Source organism: Glycomyces mayteni (assembly GCF_042428885.1).
Classification (GTDB): Bacteria; Actinomycetota; Actinomycetes; order Mycobacteriales; family Micromonosporaceae; genus Glycomyces; species Glycomyces mayteni.
On the sequence record NZ_JBHMBP010000001.1, the window covers coordinates 1,103,017 to 1,118,649 of the forward strand.

Consider the following 15,633-nt stretch of genomic DNA (forward strand, 5'->3'; position numbering starts at 1 on the left):
GTGGCCAAGGGGATCATCACGGCCCGCCGCGCGGCCGCCATCGCGCTCGCGGGCGCCGCCGCGGCGGCGCTGTCGGCGTGCGCCGCGGGCAACGAGACCCAGACGGACATGAAGGTGAGCGCGATCGCCGGGGTGAACGTCGACGAGGGCGACCTCGCGCTGCGCGACCTCCAGGTCGAGTTCGACTCCGCCGCGGGCTACGCCGTCGGCGACAGCGCCGCCCTGCGCGTGTGGATCGGCAACGAGGGCGACGCCGAGGTCAGCCTGACCGGCGTCTACGCGTACGCGACCGAGGAGGACGCGGCCGCCGACGCCGAGGAGTCCGACGACTCCCTGTGGGCCGGCACCGTCACGTTCGTGAGCCCGACCGCCCCGGTCGAGCCCGCGACCTCCGCGGAGGAGGAGCCCTCCGGGGACGCCTCCGAGACCGAGACGGGCACTGAGACCGAGACGGGCGCCGAGACGCCGTCCGGGGACGCCGAGTCGTCCGCGGCCGAGGAGCCCGCCGTCGAGGAGCCCGCGTTCGAGGGCGACCCCGCGATCGACATCGCGATCGCCCCCGCCGAGTACGTGCGCCTCGACCAGGCCGTCGAGGACGGCGACTACCTCCTCGTCGAAGACCTCGGCACCGACCTGCCCGTCGGCTCCCAGCTGTGGGTCAAGTTCGTGTTCGCCGACGGCTCCGAGGTCCTCGCGGCCCTGCCCACCGGGCAGGACACCACCGGCGACGAGGACCGCGAGTACTACGAGCCCGCCGAGGAGGCCGAAGGCCACTAGGCCCGGCGCCCAGCAGCTTCGACCCGAGGCCCCGGTCCGCGCGGACCGGGGCCTCGGGCCTTCCCCGCGTCTCAGGCCCGGGGCGCGCTCACCGCTGGAGCGGCCACCGCCGGTCCACCGTCTCGTCGCGGCCCTTGCGCTTGAAGTACGCCTCCAGGCTCGCCGCGTCCTCCGCGTGCCACCGCACCTGCGAGGCGTGCAGGTCCTGCGGCGTCAGGTCGCCGACCTCCGGGTACAGCGCCCCGATCGCACGGGCCAGCGCCACCGTCGCCTCGGCGTCCCCGGCCGCGGAGTGCGCCCCGTCGTGGACGACCCCGTACTGGAGGGACGTCGCCCCGAGGGTGCGCTTGCCGCGCCGGTACTTGTCCACGCGCTTGTCGAGCACCGACGGGTCCACGACCGCCAGCCGCTCCCACGCGGGCTGCTCCAGGCCGTGGCGCTCCAGCTCGTACGACAGGAGCGTGCAGTCGAACCCGGCGCGGAACGCCACCACCGGCGTGCCCGCGTCCGCCGCGGCCCGCAACGCAGCCGCGACCTCCGCGAGCGCCTCGGCCGGGGGCCGCCCCTGCGCCCGCACCTGCTCGTCGGTGATGCCGTGGACGCGCGTCGCGCCCGGGGGGATCGGGACGCCCGGGTCGATCAGCCACACCGCGCTGCCCGTGCCGGTGACCACGGCCGCCTGCACGATCCGGTCCCGCTCGACGCTGACGCCCGTGGTCTCGGTGTCGAACCCCAGCAGGGGCCCCTCAAACCATCGCTCGCTCATGTCCACACGGTACCGGCCGCCACCGACAATCCCGCCGATGCGCTGGCCCGCACGACGAACCGCCGCGAACCGCGCAAGACGGCCCCGGTGTTCGAAAGGGCGTGACGGACCCCGCCGCTACCGTTGCGGGATGGCGCAGGAGCATCGGAAGGACGACGCGCCGGGCACGGTCCTGGAGGCCGTGCTCGAACGCGTCACGTACGCGAACGAGGAGACCGGGTACACGATCGCGCGCGCCAGCCCCGCCCGCGGCGGCCCCGACCTGGTGACCGTCGTCGGGCCGCTCCTGGGCGCGCAGGTCGGCGAGTCCCTGTCGCTCACCGGCCGCTGGACCAGCCACCCCAAGTACGGCCGCCAGTTCGACGTGTGGTCCTACCGGACGGTACTGCCCGCCACCGTCCAGGGCATCGAGCGCTACCTCGGGTCCGGGCTCGTCAAGGGCGTCGGCCCCAAGACCGCCGCGAAGATCGTCGCCCACTTCGGGACCGCGACCCTCGACGTCATCGACGCCGACCCCGGCCGCCTCATCGAGGTCCCCGGCCTCGGCCCCAAGCGCACCAAGGCCATCGGCGCCGCATGGGAGGAGCAGCGCGCCATCAAGGAGGTCATGGTGTTCCTCCAGTCCGTCGACGTGTCCACCTCCCTCGCCGTGCGCGTCTACAAGCAGTACGGCGACGCGTCGATCGGCGTCGTCAAGAACGAGCCCTACCGGCTCGCCAACGAGGTGTGGGGCATCGGCTTCAAGACCGCCGACGCGATCGCCCGCGCCGTCGGCGTCCCCGAGGACTCCCCCGAGCGCATCAAAGCGGCCCTCCAGTACACGCTCTCGCAGGCCTCCGACGGCGGCCACTGCTTCCTGCCCGCCCCGAACCTCGTCGCCGACACCGTGGAACTCCTCGCCCAGCCCTCCGGGCCCGTCGCGGCCGCGCTCGCGGAGCTCGCCGCGGCGGGGGAGCGGGTGATCGCCGAGGACGTGCCCGTCGGCGACGCCACCGTCCCCGCCCGCTACCTCGCGCCGTTCTTCCACGCCGAACGCGGCCTCGCCGCGGGGCTCCTCGCGCTGCTGCGCACCGGCGAGGACCGGCTCGGCGTCTTCGGCGGCGTCGACTGGGACAAGGCGTTCGCGTGGCTGCGGCGCCGCACCGACGCCGAACTCGCCCCCGAGCAGGCCGACGCGGTGCGCCTGGCCCTGACCGAGCGGGTCGCGGTCCTCACCGGCGGGCCCGGCTGCGGCAAGTCGTTCACGGTGTCCTCGATCGTGGCGCTCGCGCGGGCCAAGGGCGCGAAGGTGATGCTCGCGGCCCCCACCGGGCGCGCCGCGAAGCGCCTCGCCGAGCTCACCGGGTTCGAGGCCCGCACCCTCCACCGGATGCTCGAACTGCGGCCCGGCGGCGACGCCGCCTACGACCGCGACAACCCCCTCGACGTGGACCTCCTCGTCGTCGACGAGTCCTCCATGCTCGACACCGTCCTCGCGAACAAGCTCGTCAAGGCCGTCCCGCCCGGCGCGCACCTGCTGCTCGTCGGCGACGTCGACCAGCTGCCGTCCGTGGGCTCCGGGGAAGTGCTCCGCGACCTCCTCGCCGCCGAGACGATCCCCCGCGTGCGCCTCACCCGGATCTTCCGGCAGGCCGCCGAGTCGGGCGTGGTCGCCAACGCCCACAAGGTCAACCGCGGCCAGTTCCCCGAACTCGACGGCTACCCGGACTTCTTCTGGTTCGCATGCGACGACAACGACCTCGTCGCCGACCGGATCGTCGAGATCGTCTCCCGCCGCATCCCCGCCCGCTTCGGCCTCCACCCCGTCCGCGACGTCCAGGTCCTCGCCCCCATGCACCGCGGCGGCCCCGGCGCCGGGAACCTCAACGCCCGCCTCCAGGAAGCGCTCACGCCCGCCCGCGAGGGCCTGCCCGAACGCCGCCACGGCGGCCGCGTCTTCCGCACCGGCGACAAGGTCGTGCAGATCCGCAACGACTACCAGAAGGGCAAAGCGGGCGTCTTCAACGGCACCATCGGCATCGTCCAGGGCATCGACGCGGTCGCCCAGACCCTCACCGTCCGCACCGACGAGGACGAGGACGTCGAATACGAGTTCACCGAGCTCGACGAACTCCAGCACGCGTACGCGCTCACCGTCCACCGCTCGCAGGGCTCGGAGTACCCCGCGGTCGTCGTGCCCGTCACCACCAGCGCCTGGACGATGCTCCAGCGCAACCTCGTGTACACGGCCATCACCCGCGCGAAACGCCTCGTCGTCCTCGTCGGCTCCAAGCAGGCCCTCGCCGTCGCCGTGCGCACCGCGGGCACCGGGAAGCGCCACACGGGCCTGACGCACCGCCTCGCGGCCTAGTCCTCCTGCGGCGCCTCGACCCGCCGGTCCGCGGGCCGCTCGCCCTTCGCCGTCGGGTACACCACCCAGAACTCCGAGCGCTCGTCCTTCTTGTACGAGCGCTGCGTCACCACGACCATGAGCGCCACGAGGCCCCCGCCCACCACGAACAGGGCGAGCGCGACCAGGTCGGAGACGTCCATAGCGTCAGCGGTAGTTCGTGAACTGGAGCGCCACTTCGAGGTCCTTGCCCTTCAGCAGCGCGATGACCTCCTGGAGGTCGTCCCGCTTCTTCCCGGTCACCCGCAGCTTGTCGCCCTGCACCTGCGGCTTCACGCCCTTCGGGCCCTCGTCGCGGATGATCTTCCCGATCTTCTTCGCGTCCTCCGTGGAGATCCCCTGCTTGAACGCGACGTCGATCTTCGTCTCCTTGCCCGACTGGCGCGGGTCCCCCGCGTCCAGCGCCTTCAAGGAGATGCCCCGCTTGATGAGCTTCTCCTTCAGGACGTCCAGGGCCGCCTTCGCGCGGTCCTCGGTCTCGGCCGAGATCACGGCCGCCTCGTCCCCCGAGCGCTCCACCCCCGCGCCCGTCCCGCGGAAGTCGAACCGGGTCCCCAGCTCCCGCTGGGTCTGGTTGATCGCGTTGTCGAGCTCCGCGAGATCGATCTCGGAGACGATGTCGAACGAGGCGTCGGCCATGGCGTCCGGTCCTTCCAGTGTCGTAGGCGGCTCAGCATCGGCGCTGCGGCGGCCGCGGGCGCGGCGGCGCGCGCCGCGCAAGGGGCGCGACCGCCAAGCTTAGTCCGGGGCCGCCGCACCGGGCGACCGCGCCCGCGGCCCGGGCAGTGAACGCCGTCTCAACGGGGGAGAACCCGCTTGCGGACCCGGTGGGAGGGGACGCTATTCTTGCTCTCGCTACACGCCACGGCAGGTTACCCAAGTGGCCAAAGGGAGCTGACTGTAAATCAGCCGTCATCGACTTCGCAGGTTCGAATCCTGCACCTGCCACCGACAAGGCCCGCATCACCCGATGCGGGCCTTTCACGTTCCCGCCGCACGGAACCCTACATCCTATAGGAAATAGGATCTACGATCCCGCGGTGCCGACCGGCACCTCCGGCACCGCCCGCGGCAGCCACGCCGCCGTCTCCCAGCCGCCCTCCGGCCGCGGCTGCGCCCGCAACTGCCCCCCGACCGTCTCCACCCGCTCCCGCAACCCCACCAGACCCAGACCCCCGCCCGACGCCGCCAGCGCCTCCCGGCCCAGCCTGCCCCGCGCCGCCCGGCCGTCGTCCCGCACCGACACCTCCACACCCTGCCCGCCCGCAGCGGCCACCACCACCCGCACCCGCGTCGCCCCCCGCGCGTGCTTGCGCACGTTCGTCAACGCCTCCCGCACCACCCGGTGCGCCGTCGCCGCGATCTCCGGCGCCACCGCCCCCGCCAACTCCGGCGAGATGAAGCACGACGCGTCCGTCCCCTCCCGCGTGAACCGGTCCACCAGGTCCTCGATCTGCGACAAGTCCCCCAACGGGTTCACACCCCCCGCCGCGTCGTCGTCCCGCAGCATCCGCACCATCCGCCGCATCGACGCCAGCGCCGCCAGCCCCGCCTCCTCGATGTCCGCGAACGACTTCAACGGATCGGTCGCCGCCACCTGCCCCGCCTGCGCCAGCACCACCATCCCCGTCACGTGATGCGCCACGAAATCGTGCATCTCCCGCGCCAACTCCAGCCGCTCCGCCCGCCGCACCTCCTCCTGCGTCTCCCGCCGCAGCTTGTCCATGCTCCGCAGATACGCGCCGAACCCGACCACCGTGGAGATGCCCATGCCGATGAGCACCGTCCCGGCCACCGCCGACCCGTCGTACACGAACAGGCGCACCCCGATCACCAGGATCGCCGCACCGAGCGCGAACGCCACCCACCGGCCCGGCGCCGCGTCCCAATGGCGCACCGCGAACAGCAGCAGCAGGCCCAGCGCCATCAGCTCCGCGGTGCCCACCCCGCGCGGCCCCTGGTCGAAGACGGCGTCGATCCCCGTCGCCGCGAGCGACACGACCGCCGCGACCGCGATCCACGTCTTGCGCCCCGGGCGGTACCACGTGTAGACGCCGATCGCGTACAGCGAAGTCGCACACTGGACCCACGACACCCACGACGTGTACGGCGGCTTCTCGCCGACCATGTGCGAACTCATCTCCGCGAGCAGCACCAGCAGCAGACCCGAGACCGTGCCGATCTTCAGCAGCCGCATCACGAGCCGGTTGAAACGGCCGCCCGCGGCCGCCCTGGGAGCATTCATGGGCTCGAAGGTAGCCCGGGAACACGCGTCCTCGGCCGAACGGCCGACCCGAGCCGCCCGAAACCCGTCGCCGAGCCGAAGCGGACCGGCCCCTCCCGCCGCGAAGCTTGCACCATGAACGGAATCCTGGAAATCGGCACCGCCCTGGGCCTCGTGCTCACCGCGGTCTTCCTCATCGCGGGCACCGCCGTGTCCTTCCTCCCCGACCACCCCCTCCGCCCCGGACACGGAAAGGCCCGCCGATGAGACCCCCCATGCTCAGCGCCCGCGCCCTCGTCAAGCACTTCGGCACCGCCCCCGCCCTCGACGGCGTCGACTTCGCCGTCGCCCCCGGCGAATCGGTCGCCGTCACCGGCCCCTCCGGGTCCGGCAAATCCACACTCCTCCACTGCCTCGCCGGCATCATGCGACCCGACTCCGGCGAAGTCCGGCTCTACGACGAACGCATCGACACCCTCTCCGAACGGTCCCGCAGCCACCTGCGCCGCACCAGGTTCGCGTTCCTCTTCCAGTTCGGGCAGCTCCTCCCCGAACTGCCCGCCGAAGAGAACGTCGCCCTCCCGCTCATGCTCGACGGCACCCCGCGCAAAGCCGCCCTCGGCCCCGCCCGCGAACAGCTCCGCCGCCTCGGCCTCGAAGGCAAGGAAGGCCGCCGACCCGGCGAACTCTCCGGCGGGGAAGCCCAGCGCGTCGCCCTCGCACGCGCCCTCGTCATCAGCCCCGCCGTCGTCTTCGCCGACGAACCCACCGGCGCCCTCGACCGCACCACCGGCGACCAGGTCATGGGCGTCCTCCTCCAAACCGTCGCCGACCTCGACGCGGCCCTCGTCGTCGTCACCCACGACCCCCAGATCGCCGCACGATGCACCCGCACGATCGAGATCCGAGACGGCCGCCTCGGAGGCCTCCCGAGAACCGGCACCGGCATCGACGCCGCCGCCGGGAAACGCCCCGTGATAGCAGGAGACGGCCGCTTCGGCCCCGAACCGGTGGCGGAGGTCTGGCGATGACCGAACTCGCCTGGCGCCTGACCCGGCTCGGCGGGCGCAGCGCCCTCCTGAGCACCGGCCTGACCGCACTCGCCGTCGCGGTCGCCACCCTCCTCCTCCAATTCGCCGTCGCGGGCAACTTCGCATTCGACGCCCGCGCCGACCGCACCACTTGGCGCGACGTCCCCGAAGCCGCCGGAGGCCCGGTCCTTCTCGCGACCGCTTCCGACCATTACGGCGGCGCCTCGGTCACCCGGGTCGACCTCGCCGCGCTGGCCGACGACGCCCCTGCGCCGCCCGGCATGGACGCGTTCCCGGCGGTCGGCGAGGTGTGGCTGTCCCCGGCCGCGGCCGACCTCCTCGACGGCGTCCCGGACTCGGACTTCCTGGCCCGCTACGGCGACGTCGAGGTCGCGGGCGAGCTCGGGCCGGAGGCGCTCGCGCACCCGAACGAGCTGGTCGTGGTCGTGGGGCGCAGCGCCGACGACCCGGCGATGGCCGGGGAGCGGTTCAACGCCGACACGGTCTCGCCGCGCGTGGTCGACGGGTTCGGCGGCGGGCAGCCGGACACGGTCTACGGGTTCTACCTGATCCTCATGGTCCTGGCCGCGATCCTCATGGCCGTCCCGGCGGCGGTGTTCGGCGCGGCGGCGGCCCGGCTGACGGTGTCGCGGCGCGACGAGCGCCTCGCGACCCTGCGGCTCATCGGCGCGACCCCGGGGCAGGTGATGCGGTTGACGCTCATCGAGACCGTGCTCGCCGCGGTCGCCGGTTCGGTCGCAGGCACGGCCCTGTGGATGCTCTCGACGCCCCTGGTCGCGCTCATCCCCATCGACGGCGGCCGCTGGTTCGCCTCCGACCTGTGGGCGGGCGCGCCCTGGATGGCGGCCGTGGCCCTCGCGGTCCCGGTCCTCGTCGCCGTCTCGGCCCTCATCGGCCTCCGCGGCGTCGTCATCAGCCCCCTCGGCGTGGCCCGGCGCGTCAAACCCAAGGGCCTCAAGGCGATCCGCGTCCTCATCTTCGCGGGGCTCGCCGTCCTGTTCATGATCGCGACGCAGATGGTCGGCGGCAGCATGGTCGCCGTCGCAATCCTCATAGGACTGTTCGCTGCGACCCTGGCCGCCGTCAACCTCATCGGCCCCTGGCTCGTCCAGCGCCTCGGCCGCACCCTCGCCCGCACCGCCCGCGGCCCGGCCCGCCTCCTGGCGGCCCGCCGCCTCGCCGAGGACCCGAAGGCCGCCTGGCGCACCGTGTCCGGCGTCGCCATCGCGGGCTTCGTCGCCGGCTCGGTCGCCCTCTTCCCGATGCTCGTGGCCGACACCGGAACCCAGGCCGCCGAGTCCATCGCCGCGATGGTCCCCGAAGCCGACGCCGAAGCCCTCGCCGCGACCCTCGCCGCCGACCTCGGCGACCGGGCCGACGTCGCCGTCGTCGACAGCAGCGGCTTCCTCACCGCCGACCCCGGCACGGCCGTCCTCGAAGCGACCACCTCCGGCGACGACCTCGAAGCGGTTCGCAGCACCATGACCGCGATCCTCCCGGGCGACCCGCCCGAGCGCGAGATCGACTCCAGCCTCATGTCGAACCGCATCGTCAGCTCGGTCCGCACCGGCGTCACCGTCGTCCTCGCCGTGGTCTTCATCACCGCCGCCGTCTCCACTGCGATCAGCGCCATCGGCTCAGTCCTCGACCGCCGCCGCACCTACCGCCTCCTCCACCTCGCCGGAACCCCCCAACAAGTCCTCGACCAGGCCCGCCGCCAAGAGACCCTCCTCCCGCTCGCCTTCCTCGGCGGCGCATCGGTCCTCACCGGCATGCTCCTGACCGCCCCGGTCATCGGCGTCATGGGCTTCGACATCAGCGGCGCCCTCATCCTCGGCGCCACCCTCGCGGCAGGAACCGCATCGGTCATCGCCGCAGGAGCCCTGGCCCGACCCCTGCTCCGGTCGGTCATGCAAGACGTGAGCCCCCGGCCCGACTAACGCCCGGGCCCGACCCGGGTCCGGCCAGGTGACCGACCGGCGAGCCCGGCGATCGAGCGGCATGACCGGTTCAAACGGCCGCTGGGATCGGTCCTGCGGGCCCGCTTCGGGTCGGCCTGCCGGGGCGGGTCTGGGTTTGGGTGGTTGTGTGGTGCGGGCGCATCGGCTGGGTGCCGATGCGCCCGCGTATTGCTCACCTCGCGAGGTGTCTTCCGGTAGGAGCCGCGAGCGGGTGCACCCGCTCGCGGTCTTCGGGGGCGGCCCCCGGGGTCTCCCGCATTCACCGCCAGTCCTACCGGAACCGGCTCCACCTGCCTCCTCTCCACCACCACCGGAGACAGGTGTTTTTGATATCTACAATCACATGCCTGGATTGTCCTGCCAAGGTTTGTTTTTCTGCCTGTGGATAACTTTTGTCTGTGCTGGTGGTGGGGCTTTTGGGGCGAGTGTGCCTACTAAGGCGGTTTGGCCGGGCGGAATGCGGTGGGGCGCGGCGGGCGTGGGGGTGGGGCGGCGGGGTACAACTGAAGGTGTGAGGGTTAGGTTCGCCTAACCATGCTTCTCCAGGCGAGGCCGATTGCGCGGCTCGGGGGCCCCGCCGAACGGAGTCGTGAGCCGCTTGACCGAAGGAGCCCGAATGGCTGAACGTCGTGAGCGCAGGAGCCCGATCCTCAAGACCGCCGAAGTCGTGCGGACCGAGCGGATCACCCCGCACATGATCCGCGTGGTCCTCGGCGGCGACGGCCTCGCAGACTTCCAGTGCGGCGACTTCACCGACCACTACCTGAAACTCCAGTTCCCGGTCGAGGGCGTCGCCTACCCCGAGCCCTTCGACATGGCCCGCATCCGCGAGGAGCTCCCGCCCGAGCAGTGGCCGGTCACCCGCACCTACACCGTCCGCCGCTGGGACCCCGCCGCCCGCGAACTGTGGATCGACTTCGTCTACCACGGCGACGAGGGCGTCGCCGGCCCCTGGGCCGCCAAAGCCGAGCCCGGCTCGCTCCTGCGCTTCGCCGGACCCGGCGGCGCCTACGCGCCCGCCCCCGCCGCCGACTGGCACCTCCTCGCCGGGGACGCCAGCGCCATCCCCGCGATCGCCGCCGCCGTCGAGAGCCTCGCGCCCGGCGCGCGCGCCCACGTGTTCCTGGAGGTCGACGGACCGGACGAGGAGCAGCAGTTCAAGTCCGCCGGGGACGTCTCCGTCACGTGGCTGCACCGCGGCCCGGAAGCCTTGGGGCGCAAGCTGGTCGAGGCCGTCCGCGGGTTCGAGTTCCCGGCGGGGGACGTGCACGCGTTCGTGCACGGCGAGGCCGGGTTCGTCAGAGAGATCCGCCGCTACCTGCGTTTCGAGTGCGAGCTGTCGCGCGAGCGGATGTCGGTCTCGGGGTACTGGCGCGCGGGGCACGACGAGGACGGCTGGCGTTCGTCGAAGCGGGAGTGGAACGCCGTGGACGAGGCCGACGAGGCCAAGGCCGCCACCGCCGCGAGCACCGCCACTATCGCAACCGCCGCAACCGCCGCGACTAGCGCGACCATTACCACTGCCGCGACCGCTCCGAGCGGTGCGACTGCCCAGGGCTGAGCCGCCCTTTCAGCGGTCGGCGCTGGAGTCGTTCCGCGGCGGTTCGGTCCGTCCGCGTCAGTCGGTCCCCGGGGACGCCGACTCCGTGCCCAGTTCAGTTTCCCCGTCGGTGTAGCTGTCGGGGTTCGCGGCGTCGCTCTTGACCCATTCGGGATTCGCGGCCATCCACGCGTCGAGCGTGTCGTTCTGGAGCGCGAGCCACAGGGACGCCGCCGCCTCCGCCTCGGGCCCGTCGTGGATGCGCTCGATGTCGCCCCACTCGGTGCCCTGCTCGGAGCTGGCGGGGACGCGGACCGTCGTCATGGTGCTCGGGTCGATGTTCCGGAGGTTGACGGCGAGATCGGTGACCGTGACGCCCTCGGGGAGGTCGAGGGTCACCTTGTCGCCGAAGCCTTCGAGGAGTTCGGTGAGCTTCGCGGGGTCCTGGAGGAAGCCCTGCGCCTTCGCCTGCTCCAGGAGCGACTTGATGGCCTGCTGCTGGAAGTTCTGGCGCGCGTAGTCGCCGTACAGGTTGAGGTCGTAGTCGATCGTGTCGTAGAACTGGTAGCGCTGGCGCACCAGGTCGAGGGCCGCCTCCTTGTCGTAGTCGTGGCAGCCCTTCTCGAAGACGCGGTCGGTGTGGTGGGACTGGAATTCCTTCCATGTGCAGATCTCGACGGTGCCGACGAGGTCGACCATGTCGACGAAGCCGTTGAAGTCGGCGGTGGCGCCCATGTGGAAGCGGACGCCGGTGAGGTCGTAGACCGTCTGGACGACGTTGGCGCGCGTGACGTCCCAGTCGTCGGAGATCGAGGCGGCGTGGTTGAGCTTGTTCTGGCAGGGGTTGCCGCCGAAGCCGGGGCCGCAGTCGGGGATGTCGACGAGGAGGTCGCGGGGGAGGGACACCATGGTGGCCTGGGTGAGGTCGCCGTTGATGTGGACGATGATCATGGTGTCGGAGCGGGTGGAGCCGCCCTGCTTGTCCGTGCCGAGGACGAGGATGTTGAGGGGGCCCTCGATGTTCTCGACGTCCATCTCGGCGCGGTTGTCGCCGAGGATGTCCTCCTGCTCGATGGTGTTGTTCGCGCGGTCGAGCGCGTACTGCGCGAACCCGGCGGTGGCGCCGGCGACGACCATGGTGAGGCCGCCCGCGTACATGAGGAAGTGGGCCCACCAGGGCGCGCCGCTCTTGCCGGCCATGCGTCTCCAAGTCGTCGGAAGTGTTCCGATTCTAGAGACGCTCCGGGGGCGTCCGCGGGTTGCCGCGGACCGGTGTCGTCACGTCCCGGCGGGGCCGGTTCGGCGGCGTCAGTCGGTGGTCGTCTCGGAGGCGCCGTCGCCGGAGGGGGTCTCGGTGGACGGGGTGGTGTTGCTGCCGGTCTGCTTGACCCACTCGGGGTACTGGGCGATCCACTCGGTCATGGTGTCGTTCTGGAGGGCCTCCCAGAGCGCGTCGGCGGCCGTCCTCTGCTCCCCGTCGGCGATCACCTCCGAGGAGCCGACCTCGGTCTCCTGGGACGTCGCGGGGACGCGGATGGAGGTGATGTCCTCGGGGTTGAGGTCGCGGAGGTTGAGGGCGAGGTCGATGGTGGAGAGGCCGTCGGGCATGTCCATCGTCAGCTTGCCTTCGAGGCCGTCGAGGACCTGGGTGAGGCGGGTCGGGTCGGAGGCGTAGCCGTCGGCCTTGAGCTCCTTGATGAGGGCCTTGATGGCCTGCTGCTGCATGGCCTGGCGGCCGTAGTCGCCCCACAGGCCGGACTCGTAGTCCTCGGGGTCGTCCCAGGGGTAGCGCTGGCGGATGAGGTCGAGGGCTTCCTCTTTGTTGTAGTAGTTGCAGCCCTCGGGGAAGACGCGCTTGTCGCCGTGGATGGACTGGATCTCGTGCCAGGGGCACAGCTCGATCTCCTCGACGAGGTCGACGAGGTCCATGAAGCCGTTGAAGTCGACGGTGGCGCCCATGTGGAACTCGACGCCGGTGAGGTCGTAGATCGTCTGGACGACGTTGGCGCGCGTGACCTCCCAGTCGTCGGAGATGGACGCGGCGTGGTTGAGCTTCTGCATGCAGGTGTTGTTGCCCCAGTCGGGGCCGCAGTCGGGGATCTCGACGTAGAGGTCGCGGGGGAGGGACACCATGGAGACCTCGGTGAGGTCCTTGTTGACGTGCACCATGATCATGGTGTCGGAGCGGGTGGAGCCGCCCTGCTTGTCGACGCCGAGGACGAGGATGTTCAGGGGCCCCTCGATGTTCTCGACGTCCATCTCGGCGCGGTTGTCGCCGAGGATGTCCTCGGACTGGATGGTGTTGTTCGCGGTGTAGGCGGCGTACTGGGCGATGCCCGCGGTGGCGCCGGCGACGACCATGGTGACGCCTCCGGCGTACATCATCAGGTGGGCCCACCAGGGTGCGCCGCTCTTCACTGCCATGCTTCTCCCAGGGTCCGGGCGGCATCGACCGCGGTGTTCACGTGGTGGCGACGCCCCCCGGCCGCGCCCCGCCCCAGGCTAATCGGCGGTCTCTGAGGCGCCGTCGGTAGGGGGTGCCGTCGTGGTGCCGCCGGTCACGGCGGTGCAGTCGGGGGCGGAGTCGCCGGACAGCCACGTCGGGTTGGCGCAGGCCCACTCCTCGATGGTGTCGGTCTGGATCGCCTCCCAGAGCGCGTCGGAGGCGGTCTCCTCGTCGGTGCCCTCGTGGATGAGGACGTACGAGGTGCCGTTGATGGTGCCCTCGGAGGAGGGGGTGCCGACGGAGAGGATCTCGTTGGGGTCGACGTCGCGCATCTGCGTGATCATGTCGACGAGGTTGTACCCGCCGACGTCGACGCTCAGCGCGTCGCCGAAGCTGTTGAGCAGCTCCACGGCCTTGAGCGGGTTCGACGCGTACCCCTGCTCCTTGGCCCGTTCGAGGATCTTCTTGATGGCCTGCTGCTGCATCTTCTGGCGCCCGAAGTCGCCCCAGGTGCCGTTGGCGTAGTCCTCGTCGGAGTCCCAGCCGTACCGCTGGCGCACCAGGTCGAGGGCGTCCTTCTTGTCGTACTCGGCGCAGCCTTCGGGGAACGTCTTGTCGGTGTGGATCGAGGTGATGTCGTGCCAGGGGCACAGCTCGATCGTGCCGAGCTCGTCCACCATGTCGAGGAAGCCCTCGAAGTTCGCGATCGCGCCGCCGTTGAACTGGACGCCGGTGAGGTTGGTGATGGTCTCGGCGGTGTTCTGGAACGACTCGTTCCAGTCCTCGGAGTACGCGAACGCCTCGGTGAGCTTCGTCTGGTCGGCGGGGACGCCGGAGGGGATCTCGACGAGGAGGTCGCGCGGGAGGGAGATCATGGAGACCTGCGTGAGGTCCTCGTTGATGTGCACGATGATGTCGGCGTCGGTGCGGGCCTCGCCGCCCGCGTCCACGCGCTCGTCGGTGCCGAGGACGAGGAAGTTCAGGGGGCCCTTGATCGGCTCGCCCTCTTCGACGTCGACGCCCTGGTCGCCCAGGAGGTCCTGCTGGTCGACGGCGTTGTTCACCAGGTTGAGGCTCACCTGCGCGGCGATGGCGCCGCCGCCGGCGACGACCATGACCATCGAGCCGGTGATGACCATGGCCTTCGCCCACCAAGGCGAGGTCGCCTTCGCAGCGTGCTTGATCGGGTCGCCCATTGCCTCTCCCGGGACTACAAGTGGGGTGTCGCGGCGCAGCCGGGGGAGGCTGGCCCGCTCTGCGGGGAACACGCGTGGTCCTCCGGCGGGGTTGCGTTCACCGAACAGTAGTTCATGTTCACCCGGTAACCGCCCTGTGCACAGCCCCGCGGGCCTTGCGACCGGTCGAAACGGGACTACCAGAGCGAATACAGTATGACGCCTGCCACAGCCGCCGCGAGCAGGAACGCGATTGCGAGCCTCGGGCCGCTCCACGGCCGGTCCGCGACCACGCGCCCGGTCTCGCCGTGGACCGCGACCATGCGCCGCCGCCCCCGGTGCGGGTACGACGCCAGCCACACCGGCAGCAGCACCAGGCGGTACCCCAGCCCCGCGTAGGCCGTGTCGATCACCGGGACGTGCTGCGCGTCCCCGCCGACCAAGGCCCGCACCTCCCGCTCCACCGCGGCCGCCATGCGGGCCTTCGCGAGCTCCAGGCCCACCTCCGGCTCCAGGTCGTACCGCTGCACCCAGCAGCCCTCCAGGAGTCCCGGGTCGAATGCGACCGCGTCGCCGAGCGTCCAGTCCCGCGCCAGGTCCTCCAGCATCCGCGCGTCCACGCGCACCGTCGCCGCGACCGACACGTCCGTGAACGACCGGTCCACGGTCCCGGCCGCCGGGCGCCACCGCACGCCCCGCACCCGCGAGCCCCGCGCCGCCCCCGTCCGGCCCGCCTGCGACCACTCGTAGTCCCCGCGCGCCGCCCGGTACCGCGAGCGCGTCCACGCCCCCCACACCCAGTGCGGCAGGTACGCGGCCCGGAACGACTCCGACTCGTCGACCCGCCGGAACGCCCGCGGCGCCAGCCACCGCCGCCGCACCCGGTCGCGCAGCAGCCGCCGCGCCGTCGCCCGCTCGATCCTGAACGGCACCAGCGCGTCGGGCACCGCGATCGGCTCCGGCGTGTCGTCCGCGTACCGGGCCTTCGCCTTGGGCGCCAACGCCGCCCAGTCCGGGTCGACGAGCCGCCGGGCCGCGGGCCGCCCGTGCAGGGACGTCCCGCACGCGTCGCAGGCCAGCACCGTCGCCCCCGCGGCCACCGCCAGGGGCGCGCCGCAGGACGTGCACGGACACGCAGGGAGCAAAGCCCACCGTCCTTCCATCTCGGGTCCTGCCCCGACTCTAAGCGCCCGACCGGCCCGCCGGACGGAAATGCTTCGCGCCCATGACCATCCGAGGCCGCAAGGCGCGGCCCCTGCGACCTGCGGCACTGGATATATCGCCGCGGCGGTGGCAGGATAGA

Annotated in this window: 14 protein-coding genes and 1 tRNA gene; 7 read left to right on the plus strand and 8 right to left on the minus strand. The window is 71.8% G+C overall.

Annotated features, from left to right (window positions below; all coding sequences use genetic code 11):
* Positions 1-777, plus strand: a complete 777-nt coding sequence (locus ACFFXY_RS05135) for a hypothetical protein (protein WP_382346551.1) — start codon at positions 1-3, stop codon at positions 775-777.
* Positions 778-865: 88 nt separating this feature from the next.
* On the opposite strand, the gene ACFFXY_RS05140 is transcribed toward ACFFXY_RS05135, so the two are convergent.
* Complete coding sequence (locus ACFFXY_RS05140; RefSeq protein WP_382346554.1) at positions 866-1,543, minus strand: exonuclease domain-containing protein; 678 nt, start codon at positions 1,541-1,543, stop codon at positions 866-868.
* Positions 1,544-1,673: 130 nt separating this feature from the next.
* On the opposite strand from ACFFXY_RS05140, the gene recD2 reads away from it, so the two are divergent.
* The gene (gene recD2 / locus ACFFXY_RS05145; RefSeq protein ID WP_382346557.1) at positions 1,674-3,893 is read left to right on the plus strand and encodes an SF1B family DNA helicase RecD2; all 2,220 of its coding nucleotides are present in this window, start codon (positions 1,674-1,676) and stop codon (positions 3,891-3,893) included.
* On the opposite strand, the gene ACFFXY_RS05150 is transcribed toward recD2, so the two are convergent.
* Complete coding sequence (locus ACFFXY_RS05150) at positions 3,890-4,075, minus strand: hypothetical protein (RefSeq protein ID WP_382346560.1); 186 nt, start codon at positions 4,073-4,075, stop codon at positions 3,890-3,892. The genes recD2 and ACFFXY_RS05150 overlap by 4 nt on opposite strands.
* Positions 4,076-4,079: 4 nt before the next feature.
* Entirely contained in the window at positions 4,080-4,571 is a 492-nt protein-coding gene (locus tag ACFFXY_RS05155; protein WP_359950534.1) for a YajQ family cyclic di-GMP-binding protein, read from the minus strand.
* Between the two features lie 227 nt (positions 4,572-4,798).
* Between ACFFXY_RS05155 and ACFFXY_RS05160 the strand changes: the two genes are divergently transcribed.
* Positions 4,799-4,880: transfer RNA gene (locus ACFFXY_RS05160), tRNA-Tyr, on the plus strand.
* 79 nt (positions 4,881-4,959) lie between these two features.
* On the opposite strand, the gene ACFFXY_RS05165 is transcribed toward ACFFXY_RS05160, so the two are convergent.
* Positions 4,960-6,177 carry a sensor histidine kinase gene (locus ACFFXY_RS05165; protein ID WP_382346562.1) on the minus strand — a complete coding sequence of 406 codons (1,218 nt, stop codon included), beginning with the start codon at positions 6,175-6,177 and terminating at the stop codon, positions 4,960-4,962.
* A 114-nt stretch (positions 6,178-6,291) separates the two neighbouring features.
* Here ACFFXY_RS05165 and ACFFXY_RS05170 point away from each other — a divergent pair, with 114 nt between their 5' ends.
* The 4 genes from ACFFXY_RS05170 (at position 6,292) to ACFFXY_RS05185 (ending at position 10,730) form a co-directional block, all read left to right on the plus strand.
* The gene (locus tag ACFFXY_RS05170) at positions 6,292-6,423 is read left to right on the plus strand and encodes a hypothetical protein (protein ID WP_382346564.1); all 132 of its coding nucleotides are present in this window, start codon (positions 6,292-6,294) and stop codon (positions 6,421-6,423) included.
* Positions 6,420-7,187: an ABC transporter ATP-binding protein gene (locus ACFFXY_RS05175; RefSeq protein WP_382346567.1), complete on the plus strand. Its 768-nt coding sequence runs from the start codon at positions 6,420-6,422 to the stop codon at positions 7,185-7,187. The genes ACFFXY_RS05170 and ACFFXY_RS05175 overlap by 4 nt, the downstream gene beginning before the upstream one ends.
* Positions 7,184-9,148: an FtsX-like permease family protein gene (locus ACFFXY_RS05180; protein WP_382346570.1), complete on the plus strand. Its 1,965-nt coding sequence runs from the start codon at positions 7,184-7,186 to the stop codon at positions 9,146-9,148. Before ACFFXY_RS05175 ends, ACFFXY_RS05180 begins: the two co-directional genes overlap by 4 nt.
* 637 nt (positions 9,149-9,785) lie before the next feature.
* Positions 9,786-10,730, plus strand: coding sequence for a siderophore-interacting protein (locus tag ACFFXY_RS05185; RefSeq protein WP_382346572.1), 945 nt, complete (start codon positions 9,786-9,788; stop codon positions 10,728-10,730).
* Between the two features lie 57 nt (positions 10,731-10,787).
* On the opposite strand, the gene ACFFXY_RS05190 is transcribed toward ACFFXY_RS05185, so the two are convergent.
* From ACFFXY_RS05190 to ACFFXY_RS05205, 4 genes are all read right to left on the minus strand, one after another.
* Positions 10,788-11,909, minus strand: coding sequence for an LCP family protein (locus ACFFXY_RS05190; RefSeq protein WP_382346575.1), 1,122 nt, complete (start codon positions 11,907-11,909; stop codon positions 10,788-10,790).
* A 108-nt stretch (positions 11,910-12,017) separates the two neighbouring features.
* Positions 12,018-13,133, minus strand: coding sequence for an LCP family protein (locus ACFFXY_RS05195; protein WP_382346578.1), 1,116 nt, complete (start codon positions 13,131-13,133; stop codon positions 12,018-12,020).
* A 78-nt stretch (positions 13,134-13,211) separates the two neighbouring features.
* Positions 13,212-14,351, minus strand: a complete 1,140-nt coding sequence (locus tag ACFFXY_RS05200; protein ID WP_382346580.1) for an LCP family protein — start codon at positions 14,349-14,351, stop codon at positions 13,212-13,214.
* Positions 14,352-14,527: 176 nt separating this feature from the next.
* Positions 14,528-15,475, minus strand: coding sequence for a hypothetical protein (locus tag ACFFXY_RS05205; RefSeq protein ID WP_382346583.1), 948 nt, complete (start codon positions 15,473-15,475; stop codon positions 14,528-14,530).
* Positions 15,476-15,633 lie beyond the last annotated feature (158 nt).